The organism is Vibrio sp. D173a, from assembly GCF_030248475.1.
On record NZ_JAHGAH010000149.1, the window covers coordinates 1 to 16,039 of the forward strand.

Annotated in this window: 16 protein-coding genes; 13 read left to right on the top strand and 3 right to left on the bottom strand. The window is 46.6% G+C overall.

The genetic code is table 11. The features are described 5' to 3' along the window. The 6 genes from ftsY to glpG all read left to right on the top strand — a co-directional run. Positions 1-989 (top strand): signal recognition particle-docking protein FtsY (gene ftsY / locus KIV40_RS15880; protein WP_285350176.1); only part of this gene is annotated, 989 nt, incomplete at its 5' end. A gap of 22 nt (positions 990-1,011) precedes the next feature. Then, positions 1,012-1,686, top strand: a complete 675-nt coding sequence (ftsE, locus tag KIV40_RS15885) for a cell division ATP-binding protein FtsE (RefSeq protein ID WP_005535654.1) — start codon at positions 1,012-1,014, stop codon at positions 1,684-1,686. Next, on the top strand, positions 1,676-2,644 hold the full coding sequence (gene ftsX, locus KIV40_RS15890) for a permease-like cell division protein FtsX (RefSeq protein WP_005430346.1): 969 nt from the start codon (positions 1,676-1,678) through the stop codon (positions 2,642-2,644). Before ftsE ends, ftsX begins: the two co-directional genes overlap by 11 nt. A gap of 175 nt (positions 2,645-2,819) precedes the next feature. Then, positions 2,820-3,677 (top strand): RNA polymerase sigma factor RpoH, encoded by an 858-nt coding sequence (gene rpoH, locus KIV40_RS15895; RefSeq protein ID WP_005535656.1) that lies wholly within the window; start codon positions 2,820-2,822, stop codon positions 3,675-3,677. A gap of 413 nt (positions 3,678-4,090) precedes the next feature. Continuing rightward, positions 4,091-4,411 (top strand): thiosulfate sulfurtransferase GlpE, encoded by a 321-nt coding sequence (gene glpE, locus KIV40_RS15900; protein WP_010650540.1) that lies wholly within the window; start codon positions 4,091-4,093, stop codon positions 4,409-4,411. Next, entirely contained in the window at positions 4,411-5,253 is an 843-nt protein-coding gene (glpG, locus tag KIV40_RS15905) for a rhomboid family intramembrane serine protease GlpG (protein ID WP_285350178.1), read from the top strand. The genes glpE and glpG overlap by 1 nt, the downstream gene beginning before the upstream one ends. Positions 5,254-5,353: 100 nt before the next feature. Here glpG and KIV40_RS15910 read toward each other — a convergent pair whose 3' ends face one another. After that, positions 5,354-5,764: a flagellar basal body-associated protein FliL gene (locus KIV40_RS15910; RefSeq protein WP_005430919.1), complete on the bottom strand. Its 411-nt coding sequence runs from the start codon at positions 5,762-5,764 to the stop codon at positions 5,354-5,356. 153 nt (positions 5,765-5,917) lie between these two features. Between KIV40_RS15910 and KIV40_RS15915 the strand changes: the two genes are divergently transcribed. Both KIV40_RS15915 and ubiA read left to right on the top strand, forming a co-directional pair. Next, the gene (locus KIV40_RS15915) at positions 5,918-6,457 is read left to right on the top strand and encodes a chorismate lyase (RefSeq protein WP_005430917.1); all 540 of its coding nucleotides are present in this window, start codon (positions 5,918-5,920) and stop codon (positions 6,455-6,457) included. Next, positions 6,458-7,312, top strand: coding sequence for a 4-hydroxybenzoate octaprenyltransferase (ubiA, locus tag KIV40_RS15920; RefSeq protein ID WP_228175924.1), 855 nt, complete (start codon positions 6,458-6,460; stop codon positions 7,310-7,312). An 88-nt stretch (positions 7,313-7,400) separates the two neighbouring features. Here ubiA and plsB read toward each other — a convergent pair whose 3' ends face one another. Next, positions 7,401-9,827 carry a glycerol-3-phosphate 1-O-acyltransferase PlsB gene (gene plsB, locus KIV40_RS15925; RefSeq protein ID WP_285350181.1) on the bottom strand — a complete coding sequence of 809 codons (2,427 nt, stop codon included), beginning with the start codon at positions 9,825-9,827 and terminating at the stop codon, positions 7,401-7,403. Between the two features lie 368 nt (positions 9,828-10,195). On the opposite strand from plsB, the gene lexA reads away from it, so the two are divergent. The 3 genes from lexA to dinF all read left to right on the top strand — a co-directional run bounded on the left by lexA (position 10,196) and on the right by dinF (position 13,219). After that, positions 10,196-10,816: a transcriptional repressor LexA gene (gene lexA, locus KIV40_RS15930; RefSeq protein WP_005438488.1), complete on the top strand. Its 621-nt coding sequence runs from the start codon at positions 10,196-10,198 to the stop codon at positions 10,814-10,816. A gap of 209 nt (positions 10,817-11,025) precedes the next feature. Next, complete coding sequence (locus KIV40_RS15935) at positions 11,026-11,820, top strand: class I SAM-dependent methyltransferase (RefSeq protein WP_285350182.1); 795 nt, start codon at positions 11,026-11,028, stop codon at positions 11,818-11,820. A gap of 55 nt (positions 11,821-11,875) precedes the next feature. Further along, positions 11,876-13,219 carry an MATE family efflux transporter DinF gene (gene dinF / locus KIV40_RS15940; protein WP_199770596.1) on the top strand — a complete coding sequence of 448 codons (1,344 nt, stop codon included), beginning with the start codon at positions 11,876-11,878 and terminating at the stop codon, positions 13,217-13,219. Positions 13,220-13,287: 68 nt separating this feature from the next. Here dinF and sthA read toward each other — a convergent pair whose 3' ends face one another. Beyond that, positions 13,288-14,718, bottom strand: coding sequence for a Si-specific NAD(P)(+) transhydrogenase (gene sthA, locus KIV40_RS15945; protein ID WP_012126563.1), 1,431 nt, complete (start codon positions 14,716-14,718; stop codon positions 13,288-13,290). A 261-nt stretch (positions 14,719-14,979) separates the two neighbouring features. Between sthA and fabR the strand changes: the two genes are divergently transcribed. Together fabR and KIV40_RS15955 are read left to right on the top strand one after the other, a co-directional pair. After that, positions 14,980-15,621: an HTH-type transcriptional repressor FabR gene (fabR, locus tag KIV40_RS15950; RefSeq protein ID WP_005430912.1), complete on the top strand. Its 642-nt coding sequence runs from the start codon at positions 14,980-14,982 to the stop codon at positions 15,619-15,621. Continuing rightward, the gene (locus KIV40_RS15955; protein WP_005430908.1) at positions 15,621-15,986 is read left to right on the top strand and encodes a YijD family membrane protein; all 366 of its coding nucleotides are present in this window, start codon (positions 15,621-15,623) and stop codon (positions 15,984-15,986) included. Before fabR ends, KIV40_RS15955 begins: the two co-directional genes overlap by 1 nt. Positions 15,987-16,039 lie beyond the last annotated feature (53 nt).

Sequence of the window (16,039 nt, forward strand, 5' to 3'; positions counted from 1 at the left end):
CAGAAGCAGAAGCAGAAGAGCCACAAGTAGCCGTTGCGCCTCGAGTTCAAGAGCAAGAAAAGCCCACTGAGAGCTTCTTTGCTCGCCTTAAGCGCAGCCTAAGCCGAACCAAAGCGAACATCGGTGCGGGTTTCTTTGGTTTGTTCAGTGGTAAGAAGATCGACGATGACCTTTTCGAAGAGCTAGAAGAACAACTGCTGATTGCTGATGTGGGTATGGAAACCACAACAAAAATCATCAACAACCTGACTGAAAAAGCCTCTCGTGGCGATCTTAAAGATGGCGAAGCACTTTACGGTCTGCTGAAAGAAGAGATGGCAGAAATTCTTGCGAAAGTAGAACAGCCTCTCGAAATCGACAGCAGCAAAACCCCTTATGTTATCTTGATGGTCGGCGTGAACGGTGTGGGTAAAACCACCACAATCGGTAAGCTGGCTAAGCAATTCCAAAACCAAGGTAAGAAAGTCATGCTTGCTGCGGGCGATACTTTCCGTGCGGCAGCGGTTGAGCAGCTACAAGTGTGGGGCGAGCGTAACAACGTTCCTGTGATTGCTCAGCACACTGGCGCAGACAGTGCCTCGGTTATCTATGATGCGATTGAAGCGGCAAAAGCGCGTGGCGTCGATGTTGTGATTGCCGATACGGCGGGTCGTCTACAAAACAAAGCCAACCTAATGGAAGAGCTACGTAAGATTGTACGTGTGATGAAGAAGATTGATGACTCTGCGCCACACGAGATCATGCTAACGCTAGACGCAGGCACAGGCCAAAATGCGATTAGCCAAGCGAAACTTTTCAGCGATGTTGCCCCTCTAACCGGGATTACATTGACTAAGCTGGATGGTACAGCGAAAGGTGGCGTGATCTTCGCTATCGCTGATCAGTTCGAAATTCCAATTCGCTACATTGGTGTAGGCGAAGGCATCGAAGACTTGCGTCCATTTGAAACTCAAGAGTTCATTGACGCTCTGTTTAGTCGTGAAGGGTAACAAGAGTTAGAGGAAATCAACGGTGATCAAATTTCAGCAAGTGAGCAAAGCTTACCGAGGTGGTCGACAAGCCTTACAGAAAGTCGACTTTCACCTTCGACGCGGAGAAATGGCGTTTTTAGGCGGGCATTCCGGGGCAGGTAAAAGTACCTTGTTGAAACTGATATGCGCGATAGAGCGACCAACGGATGGCAAAATCCACTTCAATGGTCATGACATTACTCGTATCTCAAACAAAGACATTCCGTTTTTGCGCCGCAACATCGGGATTGTTTTTCAAGATCACCGTCTCTTAATGGATCGCAGTGTATTCGATAACGTTGCACTGCCGATGCGCATCGAATCGATTTCTGAAAACGAAATCAAACGCCGTGTTTCTGCGGCGTTGGATAAAACGGGCTTGCTAGATAAAGCCCGTTGTTTGCCAAGCCAACTTTCGGGTGGTGAGCAACAACGCGTTGGTATTGCGCGTGCAGTCGTAAACCGACCAACCTTACTGGTGGCCGATGAGCCGACTGGTAACCTAGATCCTGAACTGTCTAACCGTGTGTTACGACTGTTTGAAGAATTTAACCGTGCTGGCGTAACGATCCTGCTTGCGACGCACGATATCGGGTTAGTGAACACTCGCCCACAATATCGCCATTTTGAATTGAACCAAGGCTTCCTAAGTGAGGTAGAAGACTATGGTAGGTAACAAGCGCACCCAGAAAAAAGGGAAAGGTCGCAGTGCCAAGCGTGCAAATACCGATGGTTTTTTCTCTGTCCATGCAAAACAAGCAAAATCTTCTTTCGGCGCGTTATGGCGTCGTCCTCTCGGTAACATTCTAACCCTAGCCGTGATTTCGGTGGCATTAGCGATGCCAGCATGCTTGTACTTGCTGGGTAAGAACGTGGCGAGTGCAGCGCAAGATGTCGCATCACCGTCGCAAGTTAGTGCTTACTTAGTAGAAGGCATGCCCGATGCTCGCGTGATGGTGTTAAAAGACCAAATTGAGACTTGGCCTTTAGTAAAAGAGGTGGAATATATTTCGCCGCAACAAGGTCTATCTGATTTAAGCCAATACGCCGGCTTTGACCAAGCATTGAGCTTGTTGAGTGGTTACGCACTACCAGGTGTGTTGGTCATTACACCTGATTCTGAGGTGAAGAGCGATATTCAGTCGATTGCCAAGCAAGTTCGTGAGCAACAAGATGTGACTGACGTGAGGCTTGATGAAGACTGGCTAGCACGCCTTGATGCCATCAAAACCCTTGCTGGCATTATTGTCATCACCCTGACAATACTGATGTTAGGTGCTGTATTTTTAATCGTCGGCAATACATTGCGCTTTAATGTGCTGGCGAACAAAGAAGAGATTCAAACCATGAAGCTGATTGGTGCGACCGATAGCTTCATCTTGCGTCCTTACCTTTACACTGGTATGTGGTTTGGTGTGTTAGGAGCATGCATTGCATGGCTGGTTACGGCGTTAATCACGGTTGTGATGAACAATGCTGTTGAGCAGCTAGCCTCGCTTTACGATAGCCAATTCCGTTTGATTGGCCTGAGTTGGGATGAATCTCTGCTATTAATTATCACTGGTAGTTTACTGGGTTGTATCGCCGCACGAGTATCCGCGCAGCGTCACCTGAAAGAAATTGAACCAGTTTAGGTGATAAAGGTCTTATAGTTGGAATTTATTAGCACAAGCTAATTTTTACCTCTTGTTTAGACAATTTGTTTATGGATAATTACTCGCCCTTCTTGAAACTTGTTCATTTTGAGTTCAAGATGGCCAAGCTAAATTGCAATGTAATGCTCCAGATCAGAGATTGATGAGGAATTGAATGACAAAAGAAGCGTATCCGATGGCTCTAGTCACGCAAGATAGCCTTGATAGCTATATCCGTTCTGTAAATAGCTACCCAATGCTGACACCAGAGGAAGAGCGTGGGCTGGCAGAACGATTACACTACAAAGGTGAGATAGATGCGGCGAAAGGTCTGATCTTGTCACACCTACGATTCGTTGTTCACGTTGCTCGTGGCTACTCAGGCTACGGCTTGCCAATGGCAGACCTAGTACAAGAGGGCAACATCGGTCTAATGAAAGCGGTTAAGCGTTTCAACCCTGAAGTGGGTGTACGTTTGGTGTCTTTCGCTGTTCACTGGATCAAAGCTGAGATCCATGAATACGTACTGCGTAACTGGCGCATCGTTAAGATTGCGACCACCAAAGCGCAACGTAAGTTGTTCTTCAACCTACGTAAGTCGAAGAAGCGTCTGGGCTGGTTCAACAACGGTGAAGTAGAAACCGTTGCTCGTGAGTTAGGTGTTGAGCCTTCAGAAGTACGTGAGATGGAATCACGTTTAGCGGCAGTGGACTCTACGTTCGATATGCCAATGGACGATGACGACAATTCAAACTCGTACACCGCCCCAATGTTTTACCTAGAAGACAAATCGTCTGATGTAGCGGATAACATTGAAGCGGCAAACTGGGAAACGCACACCAATAACCGTCTTGGCCATGCGCTAGCAAGTCTAGATGAGCGCAGCCAGCGTATTGTTCGCTCTCGTTGGTTAGACGACGACAAAGCGACACTGCAAGACTTAGCTGATGAGTTTGGTGTTTCTGCTGAGCGTATTCGTCAACTAGAAAAGAATGCGATGAAGAAACTGAAACTTGCTGTTGGTGAGTTCTAACTTTCGCTTCTAATCTAAAGTAAGATTTTCATAGAAAGCCGAGATCATGTGATCTCGGCTTTTTTATTTTCGATCGAAAATCGATAGCGTTTGCGATCTAATTTATCTGTGCTGCCTGTGTATAACTCTGTGAAGTAATTATTCATCAACTGTTCGAAAGCCGGACAAAATAAGGCTTTGAGGCAGTTTTACTCTTGGGGATAGTTGTGAATATACACACAGTTAGATCAAGATCATCACTACATATTGTGGATCAAAGGATCCAAATACACTTTATCAACGCAATCCACAGATTTATCCACAAATGGTGCGAATATGTACAGCGTTCAATGTCCTGACTATCTCTGTGTCTAAGTTTGGCTTTGGATAGGTTACAATGGCGTCAATAACGACAAACGACTTAGAGAAAGTAAATGGACCAGTTTCAACACATCGATGTACAGGGTGCTCAAGCATTGCTCGAGCAGAGTGAAGCCAAGCTTGTAGATATTCGTGATCCTCAATCTTTTGCTGTCGCGCATGCAGAATCCGCTTTCCATTTGACCAACGATTCGATCGTTTCTTTCATGAATGATGTGGAATTCGAACAACCAATCCTAGTGATGTGCTATCACGGCATCAGTAGCCAAGGTGCGGCACAATATTTGGTTAACCAAGGCTTCGAACAGGTGTACAGTGTGGATGGCGGCTTTGAAGCCTGGCAGCGAGCAGAACTACCGATAGTGAGAAGTTAATGAAGAGATTGGTAACGTTAAATAATCCACGAATGGCGCAAGCTTTTATTGATTACATGGCTTCACGCCACATTGATATTCAAATGATGCCGGAAGGCGAGGGGCAATTTGCTCTTTGGCTGACGGACGCGCAGCATGAAATTGAAGTCGAAGCTGAGCTTAAACAGTTCTTGGCTAATCCATCTGCTTCGAAATACAGCGCCGCCTCGTGGGACGTTGCCGATTCGCGTAAGAGCAAATTTCATTACTCCAGCCCGAGTATCATGGGCATGGTGAAAGCCAAAGCTGGGCCAGTGACCTTACTGATCATGGCTGTTTGTACGGTTATCTACTTTTTGCAGATGTTCGGTTTTGGTGATGGCGTGTTTGCTCTGCTGCATTTCCCAGCTTTCGAAGGGCAGCAGTGGCAACTCTGGCGCTGGATCAGCCATGCATTGCTGCACTTCTCCGTTACCCACATCGTGTTCAACCTATTGTGGTGGTGGCAATTGGGTGGTGATATCGAGCGACGTTTAAGTTCTGGTAAGTTACTGCAAATTTTCCTGATTTCTGCCGCGCTACCTGGTGCAGGTCAGTTCTACGTGGAAGGTGCGAACTTTGGTGGTTTATCTGGTGTGGTTTATGCGTTGCTTGGTTACTTGTGGATCCTTGGTTACCGTTGCCCGCATCTTGGTTTGACCCTACCGAAACCGATCATTGGCTTTATGTTAGTGTGGCTAGTGCTTGGCTTTGTTCAGCCATTTATGGCGATTGCCAACACGGCGCACTTGGTGGGCTTGCTTTCAGGTATGGCGATTGCACTGTTTGATTCTGGTAAACAGAAATACCAACAAGCTTCATAAGTGGATGACTCACGGATACCAACAAAAAGACCACCAATCGGCGGTCTTTTGTTTATCTGTCTTTCGTCTTAGGGGCGATTGTCAGCTTTAGCTGTTCAAACTACTGGTAAAGGTATTTGGTAAACAGCAAATCAGCAATGATGGTTTTGCCAGTCTCTGGCAACAAGGTTTCGTTGAGCTCTTTCACCAACGTTTTGCGGAGATCTTCACGACCAGACAAAGACTTAATTGTATCTTCAGTTTGCTTACCCAGAAGCTCAATCACCGCATCGCGGATCAGCGGCTGGTGGTGCTCGATAACGGCAAGGTCTTGTTGGCTCATCACCATGATGTCCATACGTACTTGGACATAACCTAATTTGTTGCCCTTGGTGTAAAAGTTCGTGGTCAAATCGGGTTCGAGCGTAAAGTAGGCTAATTTAGGTGCAGCTTCTTCTGATTCTGCCCAACTTGGTGCTGAAGTAAGTAGACTTAGCGCGAAAATAATTTGGGCTATATAACGTTTGTACATATTTCTAACTTTTCTTTCTCTGGATCGCGATATTCGAATCGCTTCAGTCTTGTTACAATAGACCGTCTATAACAAATAACGGAACTTACAGTTTCAATAAGACGGTAAGTTGTTGCTTTATTGTACGCATAAAGCCTCCAATTGAATACTAGTATGAATCAGCCGACATCACTCTATCTTGCTTCTTTATTGGAAGTAGAGTGGCAAAACCCCGAAGATTTTGAATTCCCTAACGAATTCGCTCAGCATTGGCTTGAAGAACAGGGCTCTTTGTCACGTCGTTTAGGCCAGCATTGCCAACACTTAACGGTGGAATTGCTGCACAATCAGATCGTCACTGCCAAGACGTTAAAACAGGATGAGAGCCAGCTATTGTCTGAGCAAGATTGCCTACTGAGAGAGGTGATTTTATGTGGCGACAATACGGATTGGGTCATTGGCCGCACGCTCATTCCTCGTTCAACCTTGGTCGATCAACAATATGACTTAGCTCAGCAAGGAGATATTCCGCTGGGCTTAACTGTGTTCAGCGCCGATAACGTTGAACGCGATGCTCTGCAAATGGGATGGGTTAATTTGCCACAGGGACGCTTTTTAGCGCGACGCTCGAGACTGTGGATGAATCACAAACCCATGCTGGTTGCTGAGTTATTCTTACCAAATTCACCTGTTTACGCTAAGGAGAAGGTGTAAATGTCCGCAGAAAAAGCCAAAGCATATTGGCAACTGATGCGAATGGACCGCCCAATTGGCTCACTGTTGTTATTGTGGCCGACGGTTTGGGCACTTGTGATTGCCGCCCAAGGCATGCCAAGTTGGAATGTACTCATCGTGTTTGTGTTAGGCGTGTTCCTAATGCGTAGTGCTGGTTGTGTGATTAACGATTTTGCTGACCGCAAAGTAGATGGGCATGTGAAGCGCACCAAACAGCGTCCTTTGCCATCGGGTAAAGTGACCTCGAAAGAAGCGATCGGTCTGTTTTTGGTTTTGGGTATCAGCTCGTTCTTGTTAGTGCTGACCATGAACCCGCTGACGATTAAGCTCTCCCTTGCTGGTATCTTTTTAGCGTTCATTTATCCATTTATGAAGCGTTACACCCATCTGCCACAGCTGTTTTTGGGCTTGGCTTTTAGCTGGGCGATTCCGATGGCGTGGGCTGCGCAAACAGGCGAACTGCCTTGGATTGTGTGGTTTGTGTTTGTGATTAACGCTTTGTGGACTATTGCCTACGACACTCAATATGCGATGGTCGATCGCGATGATGATTTAAAAATTGGTATCAAATCGACAGCTATCTTGTTCGGTCGTCACGATAAGTTGGTCATTGGCGTTCTGCAGTTGGTTACCTTGGCGATGCTAGTGCTGCTGGGTCAACACTATGAACTTGGCCAAAGCTACTACTGGACGATTCTGGTTGCTGCTTCTTTGTTTGTGTACCAGCAACATTTGATTCGCCACCGAGAGCGCGATTTGTGTTTTAAAGCCTTCCTCAACAATAACTATGTGGGCATGGTGATTGCGGTCGGTCTTGTTATCGCTTTCTGGTAACGGCGTCGTACAAACATTCAGATAGAAAAAAGGCATCCAATTGGATGCCTTTTGTTTTTTGTCGAGATGAATATCGAGCTTAAGCCAATTATGCTTGCAGCTGGTGGATACTCTCTTCGATGGTCAACTTCACTTCTGGGTAGAGCAAAGCAAAAAGCAGTTTGGCAAATTGCTGTGTTTTCTCAAGATCACAGTTACCATCACAGTCTAAGTATTGTTGCTCTTTCAGTGTATTGAACATTGCAGCAAATACACCTTTGTCGAAGAACTCTGGCGCGTTGATGCCGTGTAGACGTCCCAAACGCTGCGCAATATCTTGGCTCTTCTGCTCAAGGTCAGATTTACCCAGCTCTTGGTCTGCCACAAGTAGATTCATTGCGATAGAGTAACGTTGCAGTGTTTCGGTGATAGTACGACCTAACAGAACCAATGATTGGTTGTTTGACTGGTTAATTTCCAGCTTGTCGCCATCTTGGCAAATCATCTTCTGCTCAATGAACTCGTTCAAGATCTTCACGACCAGCTCGTTCAATTCTTCTTCCTTATAGCTTAGGAACAGCTCTTTTTTCAGGAATGGGTAGATTTGAGCGACGTTGGCTTGAATCTTCTCTACTGTCACGTTGCGCTGACGGATAATCATCTGAGCAATCAGTGAAGGGAGAGCAAACAAGTGAATGATGTTGTTGCGGTAGTAAGTCATCAGAATCGACTGGCTACGATCCAGTGAAATGATGTCACCCATAGTGTCAGTTTCAATCACAAACTTATCAAGTGAGATCGCGTGATCCACCAACTCTTCAGCCGTTTCTGTTGGGACCGTTGAAGTGCTTGAGTATGGGTTGTTCTTAAGTAGCTTCAGGTAGCATTCGATCTGATTGATCAGAGAGTCACGAGACAACGCACGCTGACGAGACGCCAATAGTGCGGTCGCACATAGAGTCAGAGCGTTGGTCGCAGCTGCATCGTTAATGTGCGTCATCATCTTGTTCGCCAGACCGTTCACCACAGGGTTCATCCATTGTGGTTTGCTGCCGCCCATATGGTCGATGTCTTTGGTCCATTCTGGCGCGTGTTCATTCAGGTATTGGTTTAGCTGAATCGGCTCACCGAAGTTCACGTAACCAAGGCCAAAGTTGCGCAGCTTACGTAGAGTACGCAGAACAAGACCCGCGTTCTCTTTCTCTTTACGCGAACCACGCAGTTCTTTGGCGTAAGTACCCACTTCCATTACGTGTTCGTAACCGATGTACACAGGCACTAACGTTACTGGACGGTTTAGACCGCGTAGCATGGCTTGAATCGTCATTGCCAACATACCGATTTTTGCTTGCAGCAGACGACCAGTACGTGAACGACCACCTTCACTGAAGTACTCAACTGAGTAACCTTTAGCAAACAGCTCTGATAGGTATTCACGGAAAATCGTGGAGTATAGCTTGTTGCCTTTAAAGCTACGGCGAATAAAGAACGCACCACCACGACGGAAGATTGGACCCGCCGGGAAGAAGTTCAGGTTAATACCTGCAGCAATGTGCGGTGGCACCATACCTTCATGGTATAGAACGTAAGAAAGCAGTAGGTAGTCCATGTGACTGCGGTGACACGGCACGTACACGATCTCATGACCATCTTGCGCTAAGCGACGAACGGTCGAAGCGTTGTTGATGTGCAGACCTTGGTACAGCTTGGTCCACAGCCAGCCAAGAATACGATCGCCGTTCTTCACTAAGCCATACGAGAAGTCCGCTGCAATCTCGTCCATGATGTCATGGGCTTCTTTGCGTGCTTTCTCGATAGAAATGTTTTTACTTTGCGCTTCGTCTTCAATCGCTTTTTCAATCGCTGGCGATTTCATTAAGCGTGCAAACAGCACTTGGCGTTGAGGCAGGTTTGGACCTGATGCCGCAAGCTTCTGACGAGAGAAGTGGATACGTGCAACGCGCGCTAGCTTGTGTGCAATAGCGCTGTCGGTACCGTGAGAATCTGCCATGTAACGCAGTGAAACCACTGGGCTAAAGCGCACCAAGCAGTCACGACCTGCTGCCATTACCGCTTTTGCTTTTTGCGGACCATTCATTGGTTGCAGGTACGGCTTGTGGTTTTCTTCTTTACCTGGCTTACGACCCCAAAGCACGGTTGCTGGGATCATTTGCACGTCTAGCTCACTGTCGAGTTTGTGCAGTTCAAGTAATTCAGTAAATAGAGAAACAGACTCACTCGGTACGTCGTTATCATTGCTCATCACGGTCGGACGAGAGGCAATAAACACGTAACGAGTCAGTTTTTTGCCATTGATTTCTAGCGGGCTAAGCGGGTCTGGTAGACCAAGGCTCAAAGCTTGTTTTTGTAGTGTCAGCAAATCCACGTTCGAACGGAACGGTAAGGCGTACACAATCGGTTTCGCTAGGTCGATGCTGAGATCGTCAATCGGATTCGATGGAATTGTGGTGCCCTTTACCATTACCGATAAAGGTAGTTTTAGTAATGAACGTGAAAATGATTGTCCAGAAGACATAAAGTTCACAGCCTCAATAGGTATTCAAACAAGCCTAACCTTATTTCTGCGTCCGCTTCTCCATCTTCTACAGGAAAGGAAATAGATACGGCAATAGAAATAAGCCTAGGCGATAAATTTTAAGCGCAGCAAGGATACCAGAAACTGGTCAAACCTTTTAATTTTATTGAGCGGAAATTAGTCTAACCCCTGGGTTGTTGCTTTCATTAGACGAATTGATTGTTTCGTGTTTAAAACGCATGTTCGCTTAAGGTTTGTGGATAGGATCTGAAACTGGCGCAAATAAATTAAAAAACAACCAATTGGGTTTTCATTTGTCCATTTACTGGATATACTCACAGTTAACTGTATAAAAAGACAGGTGACATATGAAGCCGTTAACGCCACGCCAACAACAAGTCTTCGATTTGATTAAAAGCAAAATCGAAGACACCGGAATGCCACCAACTCGTGCAGAGATTGCGCGTGAGCTTGGCTTCCGCTCTGCGAATGCCGCAGAAGAACACCTAAAAGCGCTTGCTCGTAAACAAGCGATTGAAATTATTCCAGGCGCATCTCGCGGGATCCGAATCCTACTCGAAGATGCGGCAAACGACGATCAAGGCCTGCCATTGATTGGTCAAGTTGCTGCTGGTGAGCCGATTCTGGCTCAAGAGCATGTGGAGTCTCACTACCAAGTGGATCCTGCGATGTTCAAACCAAAAGCAGACTTCCTACTTCGCGTAAATGGCGAAAGTATGAAAGACATCGGTATTATGGACGGCGACTTGCTGGCCGTGCACAAAACTCAAGACGTACGCGACGGTCAAGTTGTGGTTGCACGTGTTGATGATGATGTGACGGTGAAGCGTCTAGAGCGCAAAGGTTCTACGGTTCTACTGCATGCAGAAAACGAAGAGTTTTCACCAATCCAAGTTGACCTAACGTCGCAACACCTGACGATTGAAGGTCTGGCGGTTGGCATCATCCGTAACACCGACTGGATGTAGGTTTTTACATCAAGCATTCTAATAAAGCCCAGCTCACTGCTGGGCTTTGTGTTTTCTAAGCTTTCTATCTTTGTTTTCTTCCCTTCAAACTTATTACGTTCGCCAACGGTTGAGAATTTTGGTTATGCTGTAAAACTTGCAAGTGATATTGAGATTTATTATCATCTAAATCCATTTAATCATTTTCTTTTCGGCGTAAGGAAATGCCCATGTCCAAGCCTCAACATCACGTACCCAATCATCTGTTGAAACCGTTGTTTTTGCGCAGCCGCGAAAGCATGGTCGACAATGGTTTAGTGTACGATCCAATCGCCGCAAAAGCGTGTTTGAGCTGCAAGATGGCACCAGATTGTATTAGTGGTGATGTCGATCAGAAGCAACTATTGCACGTGACCTTAACTCAGCTGTGCGATCAGCAGGTTAGCCACTTTCTTCAACAACACTCAGACGCTTGGATCATCAATGTTGGTGCAGGTTTAGATACACGCTTCTACCGTTTGGACAATGGTTGTTGTCACTGGATTGAACTGGATGTCACTGAGAATCTAGTTTGGCGTCAGCGATTGTTCCACAAAAATGAACGTTACGAGCATCGTTGCGGCAGCGTAGAAGACATGAGTTGGTTAGATGAACTACGCATTCCCGAAAAAGCACCAGTATTGATTCTGTGTGAGATGGCTTTACTCGATTGTGATGAATCACGCGTCGCAACCTTTATCCAAACTCTGGGGCGTCATTTTGTTTCGGCAGAAGTGTGCATGGTATTAGCGGGTGCTCTAACCGAAAGTAAATGGGGTCAGAAGCTCGGCTCAGATACGTATGCACATGGTTTTGAAGCACCAGCACAACAAGTACTGCATTGGTTACCATGGGCACAATGGGTGAAAGCTTTCTCGCCATTCGACCGATTCTGCTCACGCTGGAAAGCATGGCAACGTTGGCTAAATAAGATCCCAATGTTGAAGCATCGCCTCACGCCAGTTCTCGTTCACATCAAGTGGTAATTGGATAGGCATTGAACACTCAGGTACACTCGCTGATCTAAACAACGAGGTGCCTGTGACAAACTCTATCTTTTCTCCTTTATCGAATCCTCAAGTGCATCGCCAAGTGTTAGCGCTCGCTATCCCTATGGTACTGTCGAATATTACTGTTCCACTCTTGGGCTTGGTTGACGCTGCGGTGATCGGTCACCTTGAACACGCTTGGTATCTAGGCGGTGTTGCGTTGGGCAGCACCATGATCAGCGTGACGTTTTGGTTGCTTGGCTTCTTACGTATGTCGACTACTGGATTAGCGGCGCAGTCCTACGGTGGTGCAGATCGAAAACAACTCGCTTTAGTGTTTATGCAAGGCTCACTAATGGCATTGTTGTTTGCGTTAGTCTTTCTTATTGCCCATAACCCGATCGCGGATCTGATCTTTGGTTGGAGTGATGCCAGTGCTGAAGTGAAGCACTACGGCATGCAATATTTCTCTATTCGAGTGTGGAGCGCCCCCGCAGCGCTGATGAACTTTGTGCTGTTGGGCTGGCTGCTCGGAACGCAAAACTCCAAAGCCCCAATGTGGATGGTGATCATCACCAACGTAACCAATATTGCGCTCGATTTACTGTTTGTGATTGGTTTGGGCTGGAAAGTAGAAGGGGCAGCGCTAGCGTCGGTGATTGCTGATTACTCAGGCATGGCGTTTGGCTTGATGTGCGTATGGAAAACATGGCGTGCACGTCAATTGCCATCACCTAAGAGCCTGCTAACTGATACTCAACATGGGTTAGGGCGGTTTGTAAAACTCAATCGCGACATCTTCTTACGCTCGCTCTGTTTACAAGCTACGTTTAGCTTTATGACTTTCCAAGGCGCGAGCTTTGGTGATGATGTGGTTGCGGCCAATGCAGTGTTGATGAGTTTCTTGATGATGATTTCCTATGGCATGGACGGTTTCGCTTATGCCATGGAAGCCATGGTAGGCAAAGCGATTGGTGCCAAAGACCGAGCGCAGCTCAGTGCTTCGTTGATTGGTACTTTCTTCTGGAGTCTGATCATCTGTTTAGTTTTGACTACGGTATTTGGTTTGGCGGGATCGCACTTGATCGCCATGATCACTTCGATTGACGCGGTGCAGCAGCAAGCGTCGGTGTATCTGCCTTGGTTGGTGGTCATGCCATTAGCATCGATGTGGTGTTTCCTGTTTGATGGCATATTTGTTGGTGCCACTAAAGGTAAAGACATGCGAAACAGTATGTTCGTAGCGACTTGCTGTTTCTTCGTGATTTTCTTTTTGTTCTCTGGTTGGCAAAACCATGCACTATGGTTTGCGATGACCAGTTTCATGGCAATGCGAGGGATTGGACTTGGCGCTATCTTCTTCTATCAATGGCGCAAGGGAAGCTTTCTTGCCTAGTTACACATAAAAAAACAGCAGGTCGAAACCTGCTGCTTTTGCTTTTGGATCATGGCAACCCAATTGAATTAGAATAATCGGTTCAAACCGTTCAGTGCCGCTACGCGATACGCTTCTGCCATCGTCGGATAGTTAAAGGTGGTATTGACGAAGTATTCAATCGTATTGGCTTCACCTTTTTGCTCCATGATGGCCTGGCCGATGTGGATGATTTCCGCGGCGCGCTCACCAAAGCAGTGAATACCAAGAATCTCTTTGGTTTCGCGATGGAAGAGGATTTTCAAGCTGCCGATGTCTTTACCTGCAATCTGTGCACGAGCGAGATGTTTGAATGAAGAGCGTCCCACTTCGTAAGGCACTTTCGCCGCAGTTAGTTCTTGCTCGGTTTTACCCACTGAGCTGATTTCTGGAATGGTGTAGATACCCGTTGGGATGTCATCAATCAGATTGCCGTCGGCTTGCCCTTTCGTGATTGCTTGTGCCACGAAACGGCCTTGGTCATACGCTGCACTCGCTAGGCTAGGGTAGCCAATCACATCACCGACGGCATAGATGTGTTCCACTTCTGTACGGTAGTTACCATCTACTTTGAGTTGTCCACGTGAATCACCTTCAAGTCCAACCGCAGGTAAGTTGAGTTTGTCTGTGTTACCCGTTCTACCGTTGGCATACAGTAGGCAGTCGGCTTTCATCTTCTTGCCAGATTGAAGATGCACGATAACACCATCTTCGGTGCCTTCGATTTTCTCGAACGTTTCATCGTTACGAATTACCACGCCACTGTTCCAGAAGTGGTAAGACAATGCATCTGAGACTTCGTTATCTAAGAAAGAGAGCAGGCGGTCGCGAGTGTTAATCAGGTCGGTCTTCACGCCTAAACCACGGAAGATTGAGGCGTATTCACAACCAATCACGCCCGCGCCGTAAATGATGATGTGGCGAGGGTCGTGTTTCAGGCTCAAGATAGAGTCACTGTCGTAGATGCGTTCATGCAAGAAGTCGACATCATTCGGTTGGTATGGACGAGAGCCTGTCGCGATAACAAATTTATCCGCAGAGTACACTTCTTCCGTACCATCGCTTTGCATGACGGCGATGGAGTAGTTATCGATAAAGCGCGCAGTACCAAACAACAGTGTGCATGAATTGCGGTCATAAAAGCCCTGACGAAGTCGAGTTTGCTTATCAATGACCGATTTCGCATGACCTAAAATGTCAGAAAATGTTGCATGAAGGCTGGTGTTATTACGACAGAATAGAGGGTTGCTATTGAATTCGATGATACGGCTAACCGCGTGACGCAATGCTTTGGATGGTATGGTTCCCCAGTGCGTACAACCGCCACCAACACTGCTTTCCTTCTCTACGATAGCGACATTCAGTCCGGCTTTGGTCAATCCCATTGCCGCCCCTTCACCGCCCGGGCCACTACCAATTACGATCACGTCATAGTGATTAGCATGCGCCATGATGTCTTCCTTGTTATATTTGCTTAACATTGCTGTAGCGGGATTTTAACTCATTTACTCTATTGGGAACATGTCATGCCTGCTAGAGAGTGGAAGTGATCACGCAGAATCGCCCAAAAGAACTAATTGGCATGCTGCATGTCTACTATTTGAAGCGAGAATATTGCAATTGGATGCATGGCAATAGTAACGTGCTCGCCGCTTATCGGTAGATAACGTCGCTTTATACGTGGGGGCGATATGCGTTATATTGAAGCTCTCGTACCCAATAGAAAAAGAGCAAGTTAAAGAATGAAATCGATGGGAATCCGCGCGCAGCAAAAAGAAAAAACACGTCGATCGTTGATCGATGCGGCATTTAATCAACTCAGTGCGGATCGCAGCTTTTCCAATCTCAGCTTGCGTGAGGTTGCCCGAGAGGCAGGGATTGCACCAACTTCTTTTTACCGTCACTTCAAAGACATGGATGAGCTGGGCTTAACCATGGTGGATGAAGGCGGTTTATTGTTACGCCAACTGATGCGCCAAGCGCGTCAGCGTATTGTTAAAGAAGGCAGTGTGATTCGAACTTCAGTTGAAACCTTCATGGAATTCATTGAAAGTAGTCCTAACGTTTTCCGCTTATTGTTGCGTGAGCGCTCTGGCACTTCTTCTGAATTTCGTACTGCCGTCGCTCGAGAAATTCAGCATTTTGCGGCAGAATTAACTGAGTACTTAATGAGCACGGGCATGACCAAAGAAGAGGCGTTTACTCAAGCTGAGGCGTCGGTCACTTTGGTGTTTAGCTCCGGTGCAGAAGCTTTAGATTTAGATCGACGTGAGCGCGATGAACTCGCCGAGCGATTGATCATGCAATTGCGAATGATAGCCAAAGGGGCCTATTGGTATCGCAAAGAACGTGAACGTAACCGATTAAAAGGCGGAATAGAATAATGTCGAATGGAAATAAATCTGAAAAGAAAACGCTGATTTTGGCACTGGTTGCAGGTATGTGTGGTGATGCTTTGTTGTCATGGTTGACCATGAGTGAAGTGTCTTTTTCCATCTTCCCTCTGATTGCACTCGTGCTAGCTGTACAGGCGCTTTACCAAGAATATCTTAACAACCCAGTATCAGAAGATATCCCACTTGTTGGTCTGGCGTGTTTCTTCGTGGGTGCATTTGGTCACTCTGCGTTTATCAAAGCGCAATACCCAGAAGCAGGCTCTAACTTCTTCGCAATTCTGGTTTCAATGATTCTCCTAGCGTGGATCGGTAAGAAACTGGGTTTCATGGAAAAGAAGACCACCGCTGAATAAGCAAAACGAATCCAACAAAAAAGCGAGCCATTGAGCTCTAATGCCGATCAGTT